Annotated in this window: 15 protein-coding genes; 3 read left to right on the top strand and 12 right to left on the bottom strand. The window is 44.3% G+C overall.

What is annotated here, in order from left to right; translation table 11 throughout:
* Positions 1 to 12 precede the first annotated feature (12 nt).
* Positions 13 to 993 (bottom strand): AAA family ATPase, encoded by a 981-nt coding sequence (locus ACESYO_RS10155; RefSeq protein WP_373211268.1) that lies wholly within the window; start codon positions 991 to 993, stop codon positions 13 to 15.
* Between the two features lie 417 nt (positions 994 to 1,410).
* Between ACESYO_RS10155 and ACESYO_RS10150 the strand changes: the two genes are divergently transcribed.
* On the top strand, positions 1,411 to 2,892 hold the full coding sequence (locus tag ACESYO_RS10150; RefSeq protein ID WP_373209936.1) for a DUF6076 domain-containing protein: 1,482 nt from the start codon (positions 1,411 to 1,413) through the stop codon (positions 2,890 to 2,892).
* 133 nt (positions 2,893 to 3,025) lie between these two features.
* On the opposite strand, the gene ACESYO_RS10145 is transcribed toward ACESYO_RS10150, so the two are convergent.
* Together ACESYO_RS10145 and ACESYO_RS10140 are read right to left on the bottom strand one after the other, a co-directional pair.
* Positions 3,026 to 6,025: a DUF4268 domain-containing protein gene (locus ACESYO_RS10145; protein WP_373211266.1), complete on the bottom strand. Its 3,000-nt coding sequence runs from the start codon at positions 6,023 to 6,025 to the stop codon at positions 3,026 to 3,028.
* Positions 6,026 to 6,305: 280 nt separating this feature from the next.
* Positions 6,306 to 7,628 carry an RNA-binding domain-containing protein gene (locus ACESYO_RS10140; protein ID WP_373209934.1) on the bottom strand — a complete coding sequence of 441 codons (1,323 nt, stop codon included), beginning with the start codon at positions 7,626 to 7,628 and terminating at the stop codon, positions 6,306 to 6,308.
* A 168-nt stretch (positions 7,629 to 7,796) separates the two neighbouring features.
* On the opposite strand from ACESYO_RS10140, the gene ACESYO_RS10135 reads away from it, so the two are divergent.
* Both ACESYO_RS10135 and ACESYO_RS10130 read left to right on the top strand, forming a co-directional pair.
* The gene (locus ACESYO_RS10135; RefSeq protein ID WP_373209933.1) at positions 7,797 to 8,495 is read left to right on the top strand and encodes a metallophosphoesterase; all 699 of its coding nucleotides are present in this window, start codon (positions 7,797 to 7,799) and stop codon (positions 8,493 to 8,495) included.
* A 19-nt stretch (positions 8,496 to 8,514) separates the two neighbouring features.
* A complete protein-coding gene (locus ACESYO_RS10130) occupies positions 8,515 to 8,943 on the top strand; it encodes a hypothetical protein (RefSeq protein WP_373209932.1) in 429 nt (142 codons plus the stop codon).
* 183 nt (positions 8,944 to 9,126) lie between these two features.
* Here ACESYO_RS10130 and ACESYO_RS10125 read toward each other — a convergent pair whose 3' ends face one another.
* The 9 genes from ACESYO_RS10125 to ACESYO_RS10085 all read right to left on the bottom strand — a co-directional run bounded on the left by ACESYO_RS10125 (position 9,127) and on the right by ACESYO_RS10085 (position 21,799).
* A complete protein-coding gene (locus ACESYO_RS10125; RefSeq protein ID WP_373209931.1) occupies positions 9,127 to 9,606 on the bottom strand; it encodes a hypothetical protein in 480 nt (159 codons plus the stop codon).
* Between the two features lie 151 nt (positions 9,607 to 9,757).
* Positions 9,758 to 12,775 carry an AAA domain-containing protein gene (locus ACESYO_RS10120; protein ID WP_373209930.1) on the bottom strand — a complete coding sequence of 1,006 codons (3,018 nt, stop codon included), beginning with the start codon at positions 12,773 to 12,775 and terminating at the stop codon, positions 9,758 to 9,760.
* A 249-nt stretch (positions 12,776 to 13,024) separates the two neighbouring features.
* Positions 13,025 to 13,747 carry a M48 family metallopeptidase gene (locus ACESYO_RS10115; RefSeq protein WP_373209929.1) on the bottom strand — a complete coding sequence of 241 codons (723 nt, stop codon included), beginning with the start codon at positions 13,745 to 13,747 and terminating at the stop codon, positions 13,025 to 13,027.
* A complete protein-coding gene (locus ACESYO_RS10110) occupies positions 13,747 to 16,884 on the bottom strand; it encodes a type I restriction endonuclease subunit R (RefSeq protein ID WP_373209928.1) in 3,138 nt (1,045 codons plus the stop codon). The genes ACESYO_RS10115 and ACESYO_RS10110 overlap by 1 nt, the downstream gene beginning before the upstream one ends.
* Before the next feature lie 249 nt (positions 16,885 to 17,133).
* Positions 17,134 to 18,387: a restriction endonuclease subunit S gene (locus tag ACESYO_RS10105; protein WP_373209927.1), complete on the bottom strand. Its 1,254-nt coding sequence runs from the start codon at positions 18,385 to 18,387 to the stop codon at positions 17,134 to 17,136.
* Between the two features lie 11 nt (positions 18,388 to 18,398).
* Entirely contained in the window at positions 18,399 to 18,788 is a 390-nt protein-coding gene (locus ACESYO_RS10100) for a hypothetical protein (protein WP_373209926.1), read from the bottom strand.
* A 17-nt stretch (positions 18,789 to 18,805) separates the two neighbouring features.
* Positions 18,806 to 19,636 (bottom strand): DNA damage-inducible protein D, encoded by an 831-nt coding sequence (gene dinD, locus ACESYO_RS10095; protein ID WP_373209925.1) that lies wholly within the window; start codon positions 19,634 to 19,636, stop codon positions 18,806 to 18,808.
* Positions 19,633 to 21,252 (bottom strand): type I restriction-modification system subunit M, encoded by a 1,620-nt coding sequence (locus ACESYO_RS10090; protein ID WP_373209924.1) that lies wholly within the window; start codon positions 21,250 to 21,252, stop codon positions 19,633 to 19,635. Before ACESYO_RS10090 ends, dinD begins: the two co-directional genes overlap by 4 nt.
* A 1-nt stretch (position 21,253) precedes the next feature.
* Positions 21,254 to 21,799, bottom strand: coding sequence for a restriction endonuclease subunit S (locus ACESYO_RS10085; RefSeq protein ID WP_373209923.1), 546 nt, complete (start codon positions 21,797 to 21,799; stop codon positions 21,254 to 21,256).
* Positions 21,800 to 21,822 lie beyond the last annotated feature (23 nt).

The following is a 21,822-nucleotide window of genomic DNA, read 5'->3' as shown; positions in this document are numbered from 1 at the left end:
CGCTGCGTGATTTCATGGTTGTTCTTCCAGCTGCCACAGCCAGCCGTCTTTGATTCTAATGCTCTTGATTGGCAGATTGCTTTTGGCCAGCTCCACAGTCCGTTTGCTGATGCCCTGCCGTGAAAAGTGCAGGATGATCTCCTTGTGGCTCACCGGGCCATTTTGCAGCAGCTGCAAAAGCCCTTGTTCCGCCTGCTGCTGTTTTGTGGGCGCAGCCGGCCCCTGATTGCCGTTCAGCAGCTGGTCTGCATCCGCTTCTTCCAGCTGATCGAGCCACTCCACATGGTCGGTCACCTCCAGCAGCAGTCCATTGCCTGCGGGGGCAAGATTGCTCTTGACCGGCACCAGCACCCGCTGGGTGGGGGACTTGCGGTATTTGGTCACTGTGAGGATGGAGCGCACCGCACCGGCCACATCAATGGAACCGCTGGTGCGGTACAAAGCCGAGGTTCCGTTCATCTTGTTCATGTGTGCCACGATCAGGACGGCGCAGCCGGTGCGCTGGGCCATGGCGTACAGGCTGCGGAAGGCGCTGCGCACCTCGTTGGCCTGGTTCATGCTGATCGATTCGCCAATGTACGCGGAAAGCGGGTCCAGAATCAGAAGCCGGGCATTTTCCTGCCGGACGGCGGCTTCCAGCCGGGTGTCATCGAAACGCAGTGGCGTTTTTGACTCGTCGATGATCTTGATGCGGGTGCAGTCTGCCTGCGCCCGCTCCAGACGGGGCTTTATGGTGTCGGCAATTCCATCTTCCGACGTCTGGTAAAGAATTGTAATCGGTTCGTTTGCCTGCGGTGAAAAGGGGAGAGCTGCACCGGTGGAAAGCATTGCCGCCAGCGACAGCGCCACCATGGTTTTTCCGCAGCCCGGGTCGCCCTGTAAGATTGTAATTTTTCCATAGGGAATGTAAGGATACCAAAGCCAGTTCACCTCCTCGGTTGGAATGTCTGCAAAGCAGAGGATTTCTTTGTCGTTCGTGAGGGTCACCTCCATTAATATTAAATTTCACGAACCCGTCCCGCCGCGCAGTGGGCAGGATGATAGGCCCTGCGTGACTGCGCGGCCGCGACGGGAACGCGGATCATTGGGGAACATGGATATTCAGTTATCAAGGTGCCGTGAACACAAGATACCACGGCTTGACCGAAAACGCTATATGTGTTATCTTGAATTCATGTAATGTTGAAATTACACAATAAATTTGTACCGATACACATGAAAAAACGGCTTTGTTGAGCCATTTTTGAGGCTTTCGAAAAAAGCGAGGATTTTACGATGTCCACAAGTTTTGTGTTCCGTTTTCAGGAAAAACTGCTGTGTCTGCCCACCCTGATACACCGCAATCCGCCTCCGGAGCAGACAAAAAAAGAACCCCGCCGAAGCGGGGAACGGAGATCTGTAATCGAAGTAATGAACCAGATTCAGCAGAGCATGAAAGACCCGGAGTATGTGGAGCACAACCAGGCCCGGATCTGGATCGAAGAATCCTGTGCTTTGGGCGATCTGGTATTTGCCGGGCTGGATATGCCCTGGCAGGAATTCTACCAGAAGGCTCAGTCGCTGCTCCAGCAGTTTTCCGGGTGTGCGATTTCGGTAAACGCGGAGTTGCTGGAACAGATGGACTGGCAGAATTACCAGCCCCCGGAACCAGCTGAACCCGCTGCTGCCGAGACGAAAAAACGCAGATCGTTTTTCAGCCGGTTCTCCAAAGCGCCGGAAGAGGCGCGCCCTGCGGAACCCCAGCCGGAGCCGAAACAATCAGGCCGCAGCATCCGGCAGGCATTGGAGCATCCGGAACAGGCCCTTTATTATCAGCTGGCCCGGCTGTATCAGGAAATCCAAACCGCGCTGGGGGATTATCCGGCCATGCAGACCTTGCTGGAGCGGTATTGCACCCAGGCTGCCTCGGACGTTTACCACCAGATGCTGAAAAAGCTGGGATTCCATAACCTGACCCCGGAAGAGCAGGGGCTGGTGGCGGAAAATGGATTCGGCAGGATTCTTCAGCAGGAGATCCAGCTCTGCTATGCGCTGGAACAGTCCAGCGAGTGTGTGGAGCGGTACCTGACCTGCTGGCCCAAGCCAGATGCAACCATGGTGAGTTATGCCGATATGGATGACCGGGAGTTGAGTGCCGCCGCGTATACCTCACTTTCTTTGCTGGCCGGTCAGCTGAAACAGCTGGCAAGTTTTCAACCATCTCTTGCAAGTCTGGTGGAATACACACTGGCCGCAGCGGATGCCGACCCGGAAAAACCGGCAGATTATCGCTATGGAGATGCACTGATCACCAACCACCGGGCCGCAGTGGAAGGGAACCGGCTGTACGAAAAGCTCCACATGCGGATGCTGGGGCGGCTGTCCATGCCGAAAGAAGACCCGAAAGCCCGAAAGCATCCGGACATCGCCAGCCGTTCCTATCTGGTGGCAGATTACCTCACTTCGGTGGTGATGGCGGAATTCGTGCAGATGTGCGCCCAGCACCAGACCGCCCGCCCCTGCCAGCGGTGTGGGAAGCTGTTCGTGCCCTTCAGCGGCACCGCAAAATATTGCAGCCGGACAGCCCCCAATCAGGGGAAATGCACCTGCAAAAAAGCCGCCTCAGACGAGGCGGCGGAACAGAGCCAGCGGGAGAACCCGGCCCTGAAACTCTATACCAAAATCGGCAACCGGCTCAACACCGGCCTTTCCCGTGTGGAAGGGCTTACCGCCGAGCGCCGCAGCAAGGTGATGAAATGCTGGCGGGCAGAGGTAAAACCGCTGGTGCAGCAGTTCTCAGCCGAAGGGGAAGACTTCGACGCCGCGGCATTCGAGCAGCTGCTCACCGACCACTTCGACGATGTATGGAATCGCAAGAAAACGGAATGGGCCAAAAAGAAGAGGGGTACATAAGACCAAAGCTGGTTCAAAAACAATATTCTCTTTTACTGGTAGCGAAAGATCAGAGCGCTATATGGAAAGTGGAAATTTTGAAAAAACGCTTCCACCAAAAAGGCGCCACAGCAATAACTGTGGCGCCTTTCTCTTAGCTATGATTGCTTTCCAAATGCCGCTGAACATCCTCTTCATAAACCAAGATCTCTTGCAAGCATTTGTCCAGACAAGCAAAAATCTCTTCTTTGGTTGGATTCTCACTGAAACGCATTGTTTTTGTTCTGAACAGTGTGCGCCATTGCCATTCCTTTCTTTCCAATTTTGCCGGATTCAGCTCATTAATCTTATCGCTTAACTCAATGAAACTTGACGTTGCATTTTTTGCGCTAACTGCTAATTTGATATATATGCTGTTTCCTGTGGAATTCACGATTTCATAGAAATACCGATTGGGTGTATTCCATCCGCTAACAGCATCTGGCGTATCCGGAATAATCTTTGACATTGCTTTTGTTGTAAATCGTGTCAGCTTACGTCCGCTTTTTTCAGGATGTTCCTGCACCAAATCACAACTAGTAGTCCACTCCCGCAATATCGATGCAATTGCATCCAGCTTTATCTTTCCTTCGTCATCCATACTCAAATATGGCAGCATCGCATTGCAAATCTTATCGCTCCACTCCGCATGGAATTTTGCCATGCGTGGCCAATCTGCCTCTTTCATCACATTTACATCTTTCAGATGGAGGCATACCCAGGAAATCTTGTATTGGTTTGCCCTTTCCCAAACCAGTTCCATCCCCAATTCTTCTTCGATTTCTGCTTTGTGCGAAAACAAGTTGTCAAATGCTTCCTTGTTTTTAGCCGGGTCGCTCTTTCCCAGGCAAAAATCGATTCTTGCAACGCTTTGATTTGCCACACAGCTAACGTAAAATCCGCTTATTCCAAAAAAACCCGCAATAGAATTTGTCGCCCGTGGACTTACGCCACTGAATGTTCCTCGATGACAATTTTGCCTTTGAATTAGCGGAAGCGCATATTCCCAGTATCTTCTGCAAATCTCGAGGCGTGTAGTTTCTGCATGTTTTTCGTTTTCCGGTTCCTTGAGGTAGAACACTAAATCTGTCGGATCTTCCCCGTATAGTGCAAAAAGACGCCTAAGAATCGACAGCTTCAGCGCTGTACTAGTGTTGCGTTCCACATAAATATTATCGCTGATCAGTAAGGCGCTACGTAAACGATCTGCTTTTGGCGAAACATAGCCGGCAAGGTCGGTATCATCTGTACAGTAAGCAAGGCGCATCAGCACAGAAGTATCTCTTTGGTGCAGAGATTTAACAATTCTCTCAAACATATCTACCCAACTAGATGCCGGTTGCTCACTATTCCGATAACTAAACTTTGCCAAATCGCGACCTGTCAGATCCACATCTTCCTCATCCAAAGTACACGAATCAAATTCGCGTACCGCCGGCTGGAAATCTGTTTGCGGATACGCCCAAATATGAATTGCCCGATCCATCATTTCTTGGTTTCGCTCTTCCAGTTCCGCTAATCCCCATTTCGTTTTTGTTGCAATCTTTTGGTTCATACGAAGGCCACTTTCTTTGTAGCCTGTATTGGCTGCGTCACGTTTTTCCGAAAACGTATTATTACTCAAACTGGGGTTATAGCCCGTCAGGGTCAGGTTTGCCAAGCGATGCAACCATGTTGCGTGAATATCCGCATAGTTTGGCCCGAGATCTTCAATCCATTCAGGCGTAAGATGTTGCGGCATAATATGCTCGATGGTATATGTATTTTGATCCAAATGTCTAAAAACATCTTTTGTTTCTACCGTACCAAAATTTTCGAATCGTTCAAAAAGATATGCTTTGTACTTCCCTCGCATCTGATAAACCTGCTTGTTTGCAAGCTCAGTCACAAATTCTCGATCATCTGGAAAACGACTACTTTCTTTTTTTGCTCGCAAAGAGTACGCTAATTTATCCACGTAGCGATCCGTCGTATTGTCAAACCGGAGAATCTCTTTGTTTAGATTCAAAAATACTTTATTTAGCGCATTGGTGGGAACCTCACAGATGTTTCTACGGAACAAATAATTTTCCACCATCAGGAAAATCTGCTGAACATCAGTAGCAGATATTTTCCCGTCCAGATTCAATTTCAAAATCTGCATCAGAAACGGCCTTGTCACATTAATTTCCAGCCGTTTCATCCGATATAGGCAAGCATCCAATTGAGGAGCATCCAATTCGCTTCTACAGGTCCACAATTTTTGAAACAGCCTTGCGTAACACAGCATATCTCTCAGCAAAGATTCTGTAGGTAACATGCTTGTCTCTGCATATTCTTTGAAGGTGCGGTATACTGCGCTGATTGTGGGAGTTGTTTGCTGTTTAATGCTTAGATAGTCACGTACGAACACACTAACATCATCATTGGTGCACGTTTCAATCTTGCACCAATAGTCTTCATATAATTGTTTCTGCTCACGAGGCGATAGTCCCATCAAAACGTAATTGCGAATCTTATCACCTTCTGGAAGAGCGAGCCCTGTCGAATTCAAACTTTCAAAAATTAGTTGCGCATCATCCCCCTGCTCCAGGGTAATGCTAATAATTTCCAGTTTCCCAATTGCGGCATAAAGCGCATCTACCGACAATTCTTCCTTAAGAATTTCATTACAAAAAAACTGATAGTTTTGAGTCAGTGGCGATGTGGGATCAAAGTCTTCCGTTGGCCCAAATAGCTTTTCCAATGCATCCCGATCACTCTTTACTAGATGGAGCTTTATCGTGTCTCCATCGTGCGACCAGGGCGCTGTAAGGAACCGCATATTGATCTCTTCGTCCAACTTACCGAATTGCGACTTCACTTTTCCTGCAATCACAAGATTTCGAATGGCTAATAGTAGCAACGTGATTGTCGTTAAGCGTTGTTGCCCATCGATGATATGATATTCAATTTTAGCTCCATCTGGCATAACCGAAGACACAATACTTCCAAAAAAATGGCTATTACGGTTTTGTGCAACAACTCGTTTTAAATCCATATATAGTTGCTGGCAATTGTCCTGCTTCCATTCGTATTTTCTCTGATAGACTGGAATCACATAACGATTATTGGCGCCTTCCATAAATTGCAGCAAACTAATTCCTGACCCTCTCATCACAATTCTCCTTCATTTCGTACTTATTCCGTGTATCCCCACTTATTTAACTAGCTTCTGGGAGCCAATCCGCCCAAGGCTTGGTGTGATGAAGTACTTATATAGTTTCATACCGTTTGAAAAGGCTTGATACCCTATCTTATACCACAGCCATAATTCAGCCTCCATCATTTTTGACACGCCGTATTACTTTTACTCTCAAACTTTTCAAACGATTTTCGCCACAAGGTATGCGGCATCGTCTTAGAAACTTCACATATTAATTCTCTGGAATACGGTACTGCAGGTGTTTTCCCGCTCCGTCCTTCACTAGCATACCCTTGTCTACCATCTCTCGCAGAATGAGAATTGCGGAAGACTGAGACACCTTCAAGAGTGTTTCCACATCCTTGCGGGTCACAGTGCCTTGCTTTTGCGCCAAATGAAGGACAGCCTCCTGCCGTTGCATTTTATCCATAGACCTTGCCGGCGCGGCGGGCACTGGCTCTTTTCGTTCGCCAGCAAAATTCCTGTTCGGCAGAGTGATCTTAAAGGCGTTGTTAGTTACTTCAAACAGCGGTTTCACTTCACTGTCTGCATAGCACTCGTTAATTCGCAGGATGCCAGTACCATAAGCCTCGATCAACCGTAGGCGATAAAACACATTGGCCAGCTTTTTGTTCCTCAGTGCCGATACCCCCAACATAATATCATCGAAGGTCAGGCCACGAACTAGGCCCCCGATAGTCACAAACTCGATCCGATCATCGAAAATGCTGATGAGGGTGGAGCTGCTGAAGCTGTAGTCCCTGTGCGTAATCGCATTAAGCAGCGCCTCGCGTACCGCTTCAGGGGGATAATCCCGCTTGTCGATGCGATCCAGACCGACAAACTCTGCCCTGGTTCGGTTGAATTGGTCAATATAGGCGTAAGCATCTTCCAACTGTTCCAGTAGCGATCCTCCCAGTTCTCTCCGATCTCGGAAGGTGGTCTTTTGGCTCCCTTCAAACACGGCCAGCTTGATGGTATGAACACATTCATCGGAGAGCAACAGTCCCAGGTTGGTATACATTCCATCCTCGCCAATAATCCCCAGAGTTCGTTTCTGGCTTTCACCAAAAGGCAACTCATGGCGCGAAAAATACTCCTCCGTCTTCTGAAAGGATAGCCGTTGATTCAGAGAACGAGCATCCTCATAGCAGTCGCCGCTGGTCTCCTTGATCATGTTCAAGATAGCTGTTTCTGATGCTGGCACCGAGGATGCCCCCTGACGGAGGTATACGCCTTCCGGACGGATACCTTTTCCCGCCAGATAATAGGGCCGAGCAGTACCACGCTGGACCGTAAGGACTACCACCGATTTTCCGTCGATAGCCTCCACACTGCACTCGGTGAACATGGTGACATCTGGGCGAATCGTGTCACGAATCATATTGGTGATGCGCAGCATCACGGTATCGGTATTATTTACACCCTGAACACTGCCGTCATCATTGATGCCGATGTAGATTTTTCCACCATCAGTGTTGGCAAACGCGACTGCCGTATATTTGATATCCTCCACATATTCCCGTTTGAATTCTGTGGTCTTGCCTTCCGTCATGGAATCATCCTCCATTCTAACAATCAGTTCTAATCATTATTATAATCATTGTCAGAAAGAGTGCAATCATTGTTAGCAACAGATTTTCAACAGATTTTTTGGCCGTACCTAGTGCGGGGTTAAAAGTCTGTTATAATGAGACTAAAACAGATAGAAGGAGCGATCAGTATGGTGTTCTACACAGGCGATCCTCATGGTGATGTAACAGAAATCGTGGAATTTTGCCGCCAGATGCGGCTGCAACCAAGCGATACCTTGGTGATTCTGGGGGATGTGGGGGCCAACTATTACCTGAACGAACGGGATAAATGCGTAAAGGAACAGCTCAATAACTGTGGTCCCACAATTCTTTGCATCCATGGTAACCATGAGTGTCGGCCTGCCCGTATCTCTAGTTATGTACTGCACGATTGGAACGGAGGACAGGTGTATATCCAGCCGGAGTATCCTCATGTCCTTTTCGCCATGGATGGCGAGGTTTACACGCTGGAAAGCCGGGACCATCTGGTGATTGGAGGAGCCTATAGTGTGGATAAGCACTACCGCCTCATGCGGGGATTCCGCTGGTGGCCGGACGAGCAGCCCGACAAAGCAACAAAAGTCAAAGTTGAACAGAGATTGGCCGATCGAAACTGGCAAGTCCCGATCGTACTAAGCCACACCTGCCCCTTCAAATACGAGCCGACAGAAGCATTTCTACCGGGTATTGATCAGAGCAGTGTGGACGACTCCACAGAGAGATGGCTGGACACCATCGATGACCGGCTAACCTACGATGCTTGGTATTGCGGACATTGGCACATCAACAAGCGGATCGAAAAAATGCACTTTTTGTTTCACGAATTCGAGGCGGCACCGGAATTGTAACGAAAGGAGAAAAACGACAATGCTCACGTCTGGAGAAAAGGCATCCGACATCGTGCGGGAAAAACTTTTGGTCAATGGCGGCACTGCCGTTATACCGCTTCAAAAAGGAGATTTCTGCACGATCACCTCTACAGATAACGGCCGTGCTTTTACTAGCGACAAGCTGAATCGCCACAACTTCAAATACGAATTTTCTGTTTTTGATGTAGTTGTAGATCTCCTAAAAAAATCTCCGCAGCGGAAAGCAAAAAAAGGAAATGCTCATGGCAAAGGGGACAAGGTCGGATATGGCCGTTGCACAGCTGACACTGTAGTTGGCACCATTGCGATTCATTATTTTGGAAAGAAACCCGGCGAATCCTGTTTCGATCCTGTTTTTGTGTTGGCTGCCGTTTTGGAATGGGCTGGTATCGCCAAAAACGGATGGGGATATATTCAACTACTTTAATATAAGTATTTGAGATTTTCGCTGGTGTCGAGCAACTCTATGTAGCCTCCAGCCATTTCAAACACAGCTGTACAAGAGCATCATTTTTCACATTATTTTGATCACAGCAATTAGCTTTCCATATTTCAGGTAAAACGGGAACTTACTGTAGGCCCATTCTTTATCTCTTTAGCGCTTCTATGATTAACTTTTTTCCACCCAACTATATCTTTCATTCTCATATTGGGCAATAAATTCGTCCCGGTCATCAAAATGATGCCTAATTAAATTCGGTCGAATATAATCACGAACAGCAAGAATCTTATCTTCAGCGATATTATTATCTACTAATGCCATCATCGCAAGGACATATCCTATATACATTCCATCCACATATCCTTCCTGGCGAAGATTAGAAACCAACAGTTTGTCAGACAGACCACTATAGGTTTTAGGCACAAGCCCCTCTTCAAAAAGTTGTTTTGACCATAGTGCAGCCACTCTCTGTTCTATCTCTGGATTATTACGCAACCGTTTGATAGAATTCGGAAGATCTTTTATCTTATCTTCCAAACAATCAAAAAATATATTAATTGTCATTTGGACCATCTTTTTTGTCCTGCTATTAACCGCGTTTTTTGCTTCATCCAAAACGCCATCTCCAAGGCGTACATTTTCGCTCATAGGTATCCTCCTTAAAATTCACTTGCATTACTTAATTATTACGAAAAGGAATGGGAATGACCCAGCAAAACACATACACCTCTGTTTCATATGACTCTATACAACACTATCCGAAAAAGAACTAGCCATACAACGGAAGCCGTTTTTTCTACTATTTTCCGTCAAAATATTGAATGAGAATTTCCTTGATGTAATGGTATCGGCGAGCATAGGTGTTGTCGACGCGGATCAGCTCGAAACCATGTTCTTGACAGATTCGCGCTTTCTTAGCATCTCGCGTTTGAACAACCGGATCGTCCCTATGCTCGCGGCCATCCAATTCTATGGCCAGCACAGGCGTAAGTTGGCGCCCTTCCCGTTGATAGACCACAAAATCGAAGCGTCCTGTGTAAAACAAATCAATTGCTCCCGGATTATCCCGGAACACATGGGCAATAGAGACTTCTCTTCGCACCACGCATCGGCTACCCGCAACGAATACATTGTCCAACGCATGGTTGAGATTCTCCAGAAAAGCAGATTCTGTTTTTGTGCTGTATGGTTTAATTCCAAGAGCACGAGACGCAGCGGGTTTTGGCGCTACTTTGGACACACCACTGGTGCGCACATACTGATACAGATCATAGAGATCATCGTCGGCCTCATTCGCATGCAGTCGTTCCAGCTCTTTGCTGCTGGATAGAACGATTAGCTGCTCCCGCGCCCGTGAGGTGGCCACATTGATAAGTTCTTTGTTGTTTCTCAACCAGCTATACGTCTTGGGACTGGTCTTGTCCGTCAGTGCCAATGAAAACAGCACTACATCCTTCTCGTCGCCCTGGAATGCATGTACTGTGCCGCAGCTGGCATTCTTGTGCCCATGTTCTTTCAGCATCTGTTCGATCTGTTCACGTTGGTTCGCAAATGGGGTAATGATTCCTACAGAACGCTCTGGATTTCGGGTCAAATACCGGTCAATCGCCGCCACCTCTGCTGGTGCCACATTTTTCTCCGTACTGGTATTATTCGGTACATCCACAAAAACCAGCGGATGCTTACTGGCACCCTCACTTGCTACCTTGAGCTTTTGATTATAGTATTTTCGGTTGTTGAAGCCGATGATCTTTGGGTCACATCTATAATGATACCGTAACAAGACTTCATCACTCACGGCATCACATGCCAGAAAACATTTGTAAATGGAATTTTGAATGTAGTCATATTCTTCGCTCACATGATAGCGCCGGCGGAGCACCTCGTTGTCATGAGGGTCCAACAGAATAACCGGCTGTAATTGCTGGGGATCTCCCACTAACATCAAAGATTCTCCACGCAAAATCGGAACCAGAGAAACTGCTGTATTGCACTGGCTCGCCTCATCCATAATAATCATGTCAAAAACCGGTTCTGCACCACCCAGTCTCTGAGCAGAAATGCAGGTTGTTGCGACAAACGGGAAAATACGCAAAAACTTTTTCAAATTTTCCGTTTTGGACAGGTATTTGTTGAACGCTATAATGGTCTCCGGGTCTTCCTCGTCCTCATAGATGAGTTCCAGAAGTTCACTGTTTTTGGGTTCTCCCAACCGTCGGATATACTTTGCGGAAGTATAGTACAAATACTTTAGAAAGTCTTCTCGATTTTGGTCAAGCAGCGTCATCGCATCTGCGGTGGTCACCGTGCCGCAACGCTTCAGCTCCGCTTCCACCTGCGGAAGTTGCCCGACCTGTAGTTCATACTGGAAGTTCATGTGGCTGCGAACTTCCAAAAGGCGCTGAATCGTCTCTTTGCGCTCCTTTAAATCCAAGATTGTATCATACCGTTCTAGCAAGTCAGTCAAACGACGTGCGCGTTCGGCACGCTCCGTATGGTTACGATCCAGCGTCTTTTCATAGATGGTGATTTCCTTGCAGGTTTCATACATCTTGCGAATGGCACGGAATGCCTCTTTTACGCAATCTCGATTACCCAATCGCACCAATGGGAACGGAATCTTTTTCCCTCGATAGGTCAGGTTTTGCAGTTTTTCTACCACACCATTAATTGGATGGTTGTTATACGATGCAAAAAGTACTGTTCGCCCATTGAAGAAGGCCGTAGTCATGGTATTGACAATAGTACTGGTTTTTCCTGTACCTGGTGGCCCCTGTACATAGGCCAACGGATATCGCATCGCATTGTTGATGGCCAAAAGCTGATCCAGATTGGCTCGATCATTGATTAAAGCCAAAGGGAACGATTTTTTCCGCCGCGGTCGGGCGGTCATTTCTCCAAAGAATGCACGAATGGGCGCAGTAGGACCGTCTCCATCCGTTGATTCAAACATGGCGGTGATTCCTTTGTATTCGTGATCCAGATCCACAAGGCAATCCCAGCCGATTGCCACCAAGTACGGCATGTCATTTACACCGTGTCGCTGGCAGCTGGTACGGGTAATACAATCTTTAATTCGCTCTGCGTTGCGTTCAAAATCCTCCAAAAGGTCATAGTCTTCTGCATCCAAAAACGAATGTGCACTGACCTTGATCCCATCCAGCGTAAATTCTCGGCAAATTACCGCCTTATCCGTGACACGGAGGCAACGTTCTGCTACGTCCAGTGCAAGAGGTTGATATGCAAGTACATACAACCCGCGAGGTGTTTCCACACTCAGCAAATTAAGAGCTAGCTGGCGAATCTGCGTTGACTTTCCCTCTGCTTTTCTCTCACTTTTCCGCTGGAAGTTTTGCACAATCCCGCGAAATTGCTCTTCCGTCAGAGTTAGCCGACCATCAAAAAAACTGTCCCCATCCAACTGATGAATCAGTGCATACTCTGTCTTATAAGGCGTTGTATCCAATTTATTGCAGAGTGCCAGATATTCCAACACCCGAAGGTTGGTGGTGTTTCCAAACCAAGCCTCATATCGATGAGGATTTTCCAGAATATCCTGCACCAGCTCCTCGTTGATTGGGCACCAGGAACCATCGATCACTTCAGCTGATTGAATGCCTTCCACTCGAACAAGCAGTTCCTGCACAGACAGTTTTCCAAGGTGAAGTCCTTCCACGACCATTTGCCCTGTTCGAGGCGCAAAAGATTTTATAGACATCCAATACTTGGTAATCTGCCCATTCTTATTCTTGTACTCAACACTCAGCCATTTTCCCTCATGGATCGCTTTGAAAATAGCCCTGCAAACGCTGGTCACTAGATCCGCCTCCCTTGCCGGGATTTCTTTCTTTTATCATGGCTGAATTGCACCGAATTGTCAATTATTTCCTGGTGTATAGATCATACCGGCCTTATACTGCGATATTACTATCTTGTAAGCAAACATCCAGAGACCTCTGATAATTCAGAAATCTCTGGATGTTGCATTACTTGATATTTTTAGATACCGTCAGAATCCTCCCCGTAGTCGAAAAAACTACTGTGTGGCATCTTTTATTATACAGAATTACAGCCCCTGAACAACCTCCAAATCAAGCTGTTTTTTCCTTTCTTTCCAATCAGGCATCTGTATTGTCAGAAAATTATAGAAGTCAGCATTATGATATGGGTGAATTAGATGTGTTAGTTCATGTAAAACAACATATTGTATGCAGCGAAGATCTGCCTTGAGTAGATACTGATTTATTGTAATTTTATTTTTGGATGGCGTACAACTTCCCCACAATGTTTTCATTTTTCTGACATACAAAGTGGGCTTTTCTATTCCATATTTCTTAAAAACTTTGGAGTATATCTCCTCCATTTCATTAGTATAAACTTTATATGCAGTCTCGCGCCACCATTTTTCAAGGGTATACTGGTGAAGATTCTTTTCTTCATCAGCATAGACAAAAATGTATTTTTCCTCCTCCACAACGTAGTTCTTCTTGGAGTTTTTTTTGATAATTCTACGATCTTTTCCCAACAATTGAGTAGACGAACCACTTTTGACATTCGTTAAGCTGTTATATCCGCTTGACTCCTTATATTTTTGCAACTGTTTTTCAATCCAACTTGATTTACTGAGAAGGAGACTAATCACCCATTCATCTGTTACTTGTAGCGGCACAGACAAAACGACCTTTAGCTCTCTAAATACTTTTAGATGAACATTTTTTATATTCTTATGCTGTACAGAAACCGACACTTTTTCGAACGGAGGTGACAGCTCTAAATCATAGTGATCCATTAGTATCTTGCCACCGCCACTTTCATTGTTTCGTCAATAATTAAATCAAGCATATCGATGTTGGATTTATCAATAACAACTCCCATTTCTTCGAACATATCAAAAAAGCAGTCATCCAGGCTTCTATGCATTGCTTTATGCACTACTTCGTTATGTTTCCAATCTCGTTTTGCATTTTCGCTAATAACCTCTTTTATCCTAAAAGAATACCGCGCTATCAGCTCCTCGGTAGCCGATGTAATTTTTACCACATCACTCTTCTTCAATTGGGTAATGATAGCACCATAAAAGGCCTTAGAATCACTGTCGCTTGCAATCTGAGAAGGATAATCCTGAGATGTTATTCCATTTCTGAAATCATCCGCCATTATCTTCATAGTCTCAAGATATGCATCTGCATCACGAGTTTCATTATACAAATCAATTGTTTTTTTTATTTTTGAAGAGAATTCCTCAAACAAAAGGGGATCATCGTAACGAATCTGCTTCAACTTCGATTCTATCCTAGTTTTGATTGCGTCTGCTCTTGATTCATCAGAATCCATATGTTCAAGTAACTTTTTCATGGCTTTTTCGTCGCCAATAGAAACAGGCTTAACAACCGTCGTAATATCTGTTGCATTTACAAATGTGTCAATCAGATTTTTAATTCCTTGCTCATATCTGGACAAATCAATTTCGTCGTCATAACGCATCATAACGCTATCTTTTAGTTTTCTGTAGAACAGATATTCTTTACGATATTTTTCAATTAGATCAAACCCGACCTCCACAAAAATATCACGATTAGATAATGCCAGATTCAAAAGGTTCGCAAACTCTTTGAGTCGATTGTAGAATTCTTTCCGCCTTTTTTCATCTGCAAGGCTCGTCTGCCAATCATCGGAAGAGGAAGAACTCTTAACATCATCGAACATAGCAATCAAACTTGCATATGCCGCGGCCAGCTTGTTCTTCTCATCTATCGGTCCAAAGATCGCTCCATCAATATCAGCTTTATCAAATCCATTCATTCCAGATTCAGCATCTTCATACATATCGATAGCTTTATTCAGTTTTCTGAAAACGCCCCAGTAATCTACGATCAATCCAAAATCTTTACCTTTGTAAACCCGATTGACTCTTGCAATAGCCTGCAAAAGGGAATGCTGCTGAATGGACTTATCTAAATACAAAACACCCGCTACGGGAGCGTCAAATCCAGTAAGCAACTTATCTTTTACAATAAGCATATTGATTTCGCCTTCAGGATTTTTGAAATCTTCGCAGACATGGTCATCATATTTTTCATCATTATCGCCGAACAAAGGTTTTACCATCTTCTGATGATAAGCTTTTATCTTTTTGATTGCATCGTCCGTAGCCTCATCATCATCACCCTCGCGTTTGTCTCCAAACGTAATGACCACACGTGGAGTAATTCCTGATACACCCTTTAGCACCTCGTACATTTCGACAGCAGCTGCTCGAGAAGAGCATACAACGATTGCTTTCAATCCTTTTGGAATGCAATAGCTTTTGAAATGATCTGCAATATCAAAACCAATTAAATTAATCCGGCTTCTGGCTTCCGAAATCGCTTTGAATTTGCTGAATTTATCCGAAAGTTTATCTTTCAGTTCCTGCGGTAGATCTTCTGTTAGGCTATCAAAATAGTTATTGATTGTTAACGATGGCTCTTCCTGTCTTACTTTTCGGCCTTCATACACAAGCGGAACCGTAATGCCATCTTCAATGGCCCGTTTCATAGTATAGTTATGAATTGGCTCACCAAAAGTTTTATAAGTGTTCTTCTTTGCCTTGGCAATAAGAGGCGTGCCAGTAAACGCAATTAGCGTTGCATTGGGCAAAACCTCTTTCATATAATTAAACATCGACTTATACTGTGAGCGATGCGCCTCATCTACCAGCACATAAAATTTATCGCTATCCGGCTCCAAATATTTATTGCGATATACCGTTTCGAACTTATTGATCAGCGTTGTAATCACAATATTATCTTTGTTTTTAAGCAGTGCATTAAGTCCTTTGCCCGTTGCTGCACGCACAGGAGCCATCTGAGAATTGGCAAAATTATCTCGAATTTGTTTATCCAGGTTTACGCGGTCCGTTACAATAATAAACCTCGGGTTTTCCTGCCCTTTTTCAGCTTGAATCTTTTTCACAAGCATAACCATGGTCAACGATTTTCCGCTACCCTGTGTGTGCCAGATAACACCGCCTTTGGAGGTGCTGCCATCTTTTCCGTTGATCCGGTCCATAGATTTATTAATTGCAAAGTATTGCTGATGCCGCGCAATTTTTTTAATATTGTTGTCAAAAAGAATGAAATTTTGCACAAGATCTAGAAGCCTGTGCTTGCTAAGCATTGATGCGGCAACTTTATCCTGTTCTAAGATTAACCCGTCAGGCGAACATTTTTTGCAAACCTCATTCCGCCACTCAACATCATCCTCACGCCATTCCACAAAATAATCTGCACTCGTACCTCCTGTGCCATATAGCACCTTTTGCGGATTGACAGCCATAACAATCTGGGCAAATTTGAAGAGCTGCGGAATGTAATCGGGCATCATATTGCGAACATTCTGATGCACACCCTCTGCAACATCCACACTGGATTTTTTGCATTCAATTACAACAAAAGGAATACCATTGACCAACAAGACAATATCAGGGCGGGCATAGCTACTGTTAGGACGCTGAACACTGAATTCTTCAGTTACTTGCCAGGTATTATTTGCGGGATGATCAAAGTCGATATAACGTAAATCAAAAGACCGCTTTACAGGAATGTCACTGTCTATCGCAATACTCTCTTCCAAGCTGATTCCCAATGTCAGGTGATTATAGATTTCTTTACTAGCCATAGAAAGCCCCTGTAAAAGGGAGGCGTCCAGCTCCTTCACCGCTTTAGTGATAGATTCCCCGGAAAATAGCAACTCATGACCATTGTAGGTATAAGTTTGCTTTTGTAAAAACCGAATTAGTTCATCCTCAAATAGAACGGAAGACAGATTTCTTCTTTTGCTTTCTGCTTCGCTGCGAGAAACATAGTCGTATCCCATATTGATTAGAAACTGAATCAGGCGATCCTGACATTCCGGACGCTCGTTAAAAATAGTATGACTCGGCATAACTCTATTCCTCCTGCATAAGCAGCAATAGCCGGACTGAAAAGTCCGGCTTTTCTGCGCTCATTTTTCTTTCGTTACGCCCTTAAAAGGCTTATTCGAAGAGGTTTTGACATCCATAAATCTTTCAGTGTCACTGTCCCTTTTACCCACAATCAGATTATCGAGTTCTGAATCTGTGTTCTATTTTTCACTGCCCCCATACGAGCATTATCACCATAAGGCTTGTTCTTAGCCACAATAGATTCCTCCTTACACTCTCACAATTCCAGTTAACAGTAACTGCTGTATTGCTTTTTGCTGTTGCTTTAAAATTTCAAGCTTTTTTGTTTCAAGACTGTGACACCGAGTAAATACTTTTATTTTTTCTGCTATTAGATCTTGAGTTTTTCGATCTGGTAAACAAACAGTAATTTCCTGAAACAAATCCATATTTAGATTTCGTCTAACAATACTCGCTCCCTGTTCAGAAGACAATGCGTAATTATAAAGCATCCTCGGAGTTTTCATCAGTTCAGCAACCACAACTGGATTAAATTCTTTTTCAACCCTAAAAATCTTATATGAAGGTGATACGATTCCCATTTCATACACGTCATTAAAATTTATGTTGCCTAGCCAAAGATTTTGAGGACTCAATACTATTCGATTAATTTTCAGCACTTTGTAGCCTGTATTATCTTGTGACGCAACCTGTTTATCGAAATATTCGCTTTGCAAATAAAGTCCTTGTTTGGTTGAAGATATCACTGGGTATTGATTATTTATTTTTGTTCTGATAATTTCTTCACGAATGATTTCTCTTAAAGACCATGCTTTCCAACCCTTTGTAGGCGCAAGTAATCTTTGAACCAACGCTTTCTTCTGCAATTCCAGCCTTGCAATCAGTTGTCCCTGCAACTCAATGGCTTTATTCCATTTCAATAGGATTTTTACAATGCGTTCTTGTTCTTCCTCTCTTGCGAGACAAACACTCACTCTTGCAAGGGAATCCTGGCTTACATTAATGTGCTGAGATCCGGCTGCGTACTTGATAATCTGCCGACGAACGCCAAGGATTTTTAGAAGTTCATTCAGATAAACGGGATCATAGTCTGCAATTTTCTTTCCTCTGATGACGAAACCGCTATATGTTGCGGTTTTGTCCCGATCCAAATAAACATTTGATTTTCCGGCATCTTCCACGGTTTCGGAACTTCTTTGAAAAAGAATATCTCCGTAGGTTACGCTATAATTGTTTAGTGCTTTTTCGTCTATATCTACCTGTCCTCTGATTGCATCATAGACGATAGGACACTCGTCCAGAATGTCCATAACACTGATCATTTTGACACCGCTGTTGAATTTTTCTTTTTCTGCATTGACTCCATTCTGAAATTTCAACAGGTCTGATAAGCATTTTTCGTGCCATTCATTCGGAACAATTCCTACAACAGTTTTTTTATAGCCGTCAGGAACTTTTCCAGCTTTGATGGCTTCAATCCTTTTCTGTATTTCTTCGGTCATACGCCGACCTCCTAAACGATGATTCCAATCACAATTCCGGCAATTCCGATAATGGTACCGATAGCAAATGAAACCCATCCGAAAATCTTGTTTTGCTTTGCTTCTTTTGCGCTGCTCTCTGCCTCTGCTTTGGCCATTTCATAGAGCTCTTTGAGGGTAGAGTAGTTTTCCTTTAACGCAGCATTATTCTCTTTCAAAAGGCTATTCTGCTCTTTTACTTCTTCCAGCTGCCGCTCAAGTAATTCCTTCTGTGCTCGGCTTGCCTCAGCAGTTTCAAAAAGCGCCTCGTCCTTTTTTCTGTTATACTCTACTACACTGTTCATCGTAGCAGATATTTCAGCTGCCTGACAAACACTATTGCTCCAGGCAGCATGAAGTCCTGATAGATTAATATCATTCATATCAATTATAATGTTACTTACTTCAGCTTTTTCTTTTCCATTTCACGTTCAATCTGTTTGATGCTTTTTTCGGGAGTTGGCAAATCTTCCGGCATTGTGCCACCCAGCTCTTTGATGGTTTTACGCACCTTTGCGCCAACTTCATAGTGTGTTTTGTTGGCATTCTCCTTGCCTTGAATGTTTTCTCTGCGAAGTTTTTCCTCAGTCTGCGTTGCACGGAACAAATTTGCAGCAAGCTCCGTACTTCCCATGTAATCGAGAATTTTCTGGCTCTTTTTCAGGCCCTTATGTTTATGGATCGCCTTCATATCCATTCCGCCATAAAGGCCCTTATAGCCATAATTTTGGAATATGGCATATTCCAAAGACTCAACTACACCTGCTTTATTTGCAGCATCCGCTAACAGCTTATTATGCTTAATCATCTCATTGCGGATTGCTAAGCGGCGCTGTTCCTCTGTGAGCCGGTCAAAATCATCAATCATTTCCTGCTGCCTTGTTTTAACAGCAAAATAGGTCTGACCTACGGCAATAACTTCTTTTTTAGGATCGCTGTTCATTACAATTAGATAACACGCATAGCGAGAAAGCATGATATCATCGATTTTACGCCCTGCGCCAGAACCGATCTCGACCATTTTGTTGACATCAACAAAATGGTCCTGCGTATCAATCCCACTGGTTCCACACGCAGTCTTAGCTTTTTCAATAACCTTGTTAAAATTACGCCATTCAGAATATTCTAACGCAAACTGCAGTTCTCGTGCATACCAAAATTCCTCGCCATATTCGGTGGTATGCTTGATATCTTCAAATGTCTTTTCGCTATAATTCACAAGATCATTCATAATCCGAGCTCCTTCATGCATTGCTCCATTTCTTTTTCAAGGGCAGCAATTTGTCCCTTGATGTCGGCAATTTCCTTATTAACACTTTCAAGATCAATCAATTCCTCTTCCTCAAAAGTGTCAACATAGCGAGGGATATTTAAATTGTATTCGTTTTCCTCAATCTCACTACGAGATGCAACATGACTATATTTATCCTGTTCTGCATTTTCGCCATTCGTAAAAGCCTTATAGGTGTCAACAATTTTTTTGATATCATTAGGCTCACCGTTGGTGCCATCGCGAAGTTTATTCTTGGCCTTTTCTTTTTTAAATCCTTTAGAAGCATCCACAAAAAGAACATCTGTTGTAGTACGGCCACGTTTAAATACTACGATGCAGGCCGGAATGGATGTGCCATAGAATAGATTTTCCGGCAATCCGATAACAGCGTCGATCAGGTTCTTTTCAATGACTGCCTGGCGAATTTTCCCTTCCGATGCACCTCTGAACAAGACACCATGGGGAGCAACAGCGGCTACTCTTCCATTTCCGCTCATACTATGAATCATATGCAGCAGGAAAGCCCAGTCGCCTTTGCTGGCAGGAGGAACACCCATATCGAATCGATGGAAGCGATCGAGAGACGGTTCCATCTTGAATTCTTTTTTCTTGCCTTTTTTATTCGTTTTAGATTGAGTTTCATCTTCGTCAACGGAAACTTCTCCACCAGGATTAAAACCTTCCGCCCATTTGTCCTTGCTGAACGGCATATTAGCAACGATACATTCAAATTTCATCAAATTTCCATCGCCGTCAAGATGCTGTGGATTTGCAAGGGTATCACCCCAGGCAATGTGTGCATCCTTAATATCGTGAATGAACATGTTCATTCTGGCCATAGAAATAGCCGAATTGTTTACTTCCTGACCATAAATAGAAACCTTATCCAACCCACCTTTTTTTGCCGCTCGAATCAGCAAAGATCCAGATCCGCAGGTGGGATCATAGACTCGATCCTTTTCCTGGGGGGCAACGATTTGTGCCATTACTTCTGAGACTTGCTGAGGGGTGAAGAAACTACCTGCCTTTTTGCCTGCCATAGTTGCGAATTCGCCAATCATATATTCGTAAGCATCGCCAACAACATCAGCCGGAACCTCATTGTCTTTTGTTTCAATGTGGCTCGGTCTTAAATCCAGATCTGCAAAATCGTCAAGCAAGTTTCGCAAAAGGGGGTTTTTCTGTTCCTTTTTTCCCAAGTTGTTTTCGCTGTTAAAATCAATGCCTCTGAAAATTCCAGAAAGAATTGCATTCGAGCTTTCGATGCCAGTCAATGCTTCACTGATTTTAGAGCCAATATCAACGGCATATTTGTTTTTTAGCAAATAATTAAAGGTGTACTCTTCCTTCAAAACAAAGGGGAGGTTGGCAATCTGTCTTTCAAGTCGGATGCCTTCATACTCTTTTTTCAGATTTTCAACACTCTCATCAAAGGTGTCGCTCAAGTATTTCACAAACAACATGGACAACACATAGTCTTTATAGTTTGATGCATCAATGTTATCTCTGAAAGTATTTGCACCTGCCCACAATGCATTTTTGATATCTTCAAAAGTTGTTTTCTTGATTGCCATTTCATTTTCCTCCGTTTATTACTTGCTCTAAAGCACCCTTTGCTTGGGTTAGTTCTAGCTCATTCAGTTTTCTTTTTAACTTATAAAGCTCTATGCTTTTGTGCCAAAAATCACCCATCGCTTTCTGCTTTTTTATTGGCAGAATCGGAATCTGGATTTCCTCCAAATCGCCTCTACCAACTGAAGGAATTTTTGAACCAGATAGCGATTGCGTGATTTTAGGAATTTCTGTGTTCAGAATATAGGCGAGATATTTCGGATCAACTGTTTTTGCTGTAATGATGATTAGATTGCCTGCAGCATAGACATCATCCTCAATTCTGTCAATATAGTTGACAAATGAAGGACAGATCCTTTTTATGATAATGTCGCCAACGCAAATTTTGGTGGCATCATCAGCTCGTACCCTGCTGTCTAAAACGAACCCATCCACAACATTGTTCTCGAGCAACTTAATTGGAGTTAGCGCTTTATGCACTTCATCCGATGTTGCCTTTTGCGTTAAGCACAAACGAATTTCCGCTACATCCTTCAATCTCTTTTTCATAAAATCACCTTCAAAAAAGGCCA

The sequence above is a fragment of the Allofournierella massiliensis genome (assembly GCF_964241245.1).
Classification (GTDB): domain Bacteria; phylum Bacillota; class Clostridia; order Oscillospirales; family Ruminococcaceae; genus Allofournierella; species Allofournierella massiliensis.
The sequence above is the reverse complement of the archived record's forward strand: the minus strand, read 5'-3'. Positions and strand labels throughout refer to the sequence as shown.

What these genes read in the sequence shown, in the direction of transcription:
- ACESYO_RS10155 (WP_373211268.1), bottom strand. Translation starts at nt 993, where the DNA reads ATGGAGGTGACCCTCACGAACGACAAAGAAATCCTCTGCTTTGCAGAC.
- ACESYO_RS10150 (WP_373209936.1), top strand. Translation starts at nt 1,411, where the DNA reads ATGAACCAGATTCAGCAGAGCATGAAAGACCCGGAGTATGTGGAGCAC.
- ACESYO_RS10140 (WP_373209934.1), bottom strand. Translation starts at nt 7,628, where the DNA reads ATGACGGAAGGCAAGACCACAGAATTCAAACGGGAATATGTGGAGGAT.
- ACESYO_RS10135 (WP_373209933.1), top strand. Translation starts at nt 7,797, where the DNA reads ATGGTGTTCTACACAGGCGATCCTCATGGTGATGTAACAGAAATCGTG.
- ACESYO_RS10130 (WP_373209932.1), top strand. Translation starts at nt 8,515, where the DNA reads ATGCTCACGTCTGGAGAAAAGGCATCCGACATCGTGCGGGAAAAACTT.
- ACESYO_RS10125 (WP_373209931.1), bottom strand. Translation starts at nt 9,606, where the DNA reads ATGAGCGAAAATGTACGCCTTGGAGATGGCGTTTTGGATGAAGCAAAA.
- ACESYO_RS10115 (WP_373209929.1), bottom strand. Translation starts at nt 13,747, where the DNA reads ATGGATCACTATGATTTAGAGCTGTCACCTCCGTTCGAAAAAGTGTCG.
- ACESYO_RS10110 (WP_373209928.1), bottom strand. Translation starts at nt 16,884, where the DNA reads ATGCCGAGTCATACTATTTTTAACGAGCGTCCGGAATGTCAGGATCGC.
- ACESYO_RS10105 (WP_373209927.1), bottom strand. Translation starts at nt 18,387, where the DNA reads ATGACCGAAGAAATACAGAAAAGGATTGAAGCCATCAAAGCTGGAAAA.
- ACESYO_RS10100 (WP_373209926.1), bottom strand. Translation starts at nt 18,788, where the DNA reads ATGAATGATATTAATCTATCAGGACTTCATGCTGCCTGGAGCAATAGT.
- dinD (WP_373209925.1), bottom strand. Translation starts at nt 19,636, where the DNA reads ATGAATGATCTTGTGAATTATAGCGAAAAGACATTTGAAGATATCAAG.
- ACESYO_RS10090 (WP_373209924.1), bottom strand. Translation starts at nt 21,252, where the DNA reads ATGGCAATCAAGAAAACAACTTTTGAAGATATCAAAAATGCATTGTGG.
- ACESYO_RS10085 (WP_373209923.1), bottom strand. Translation starts at nt 21,799, where the DNA reads ATGAAAAAGAGATTGAAGGATGTAGCGGAAATTCGTTTGTGCTTAACG.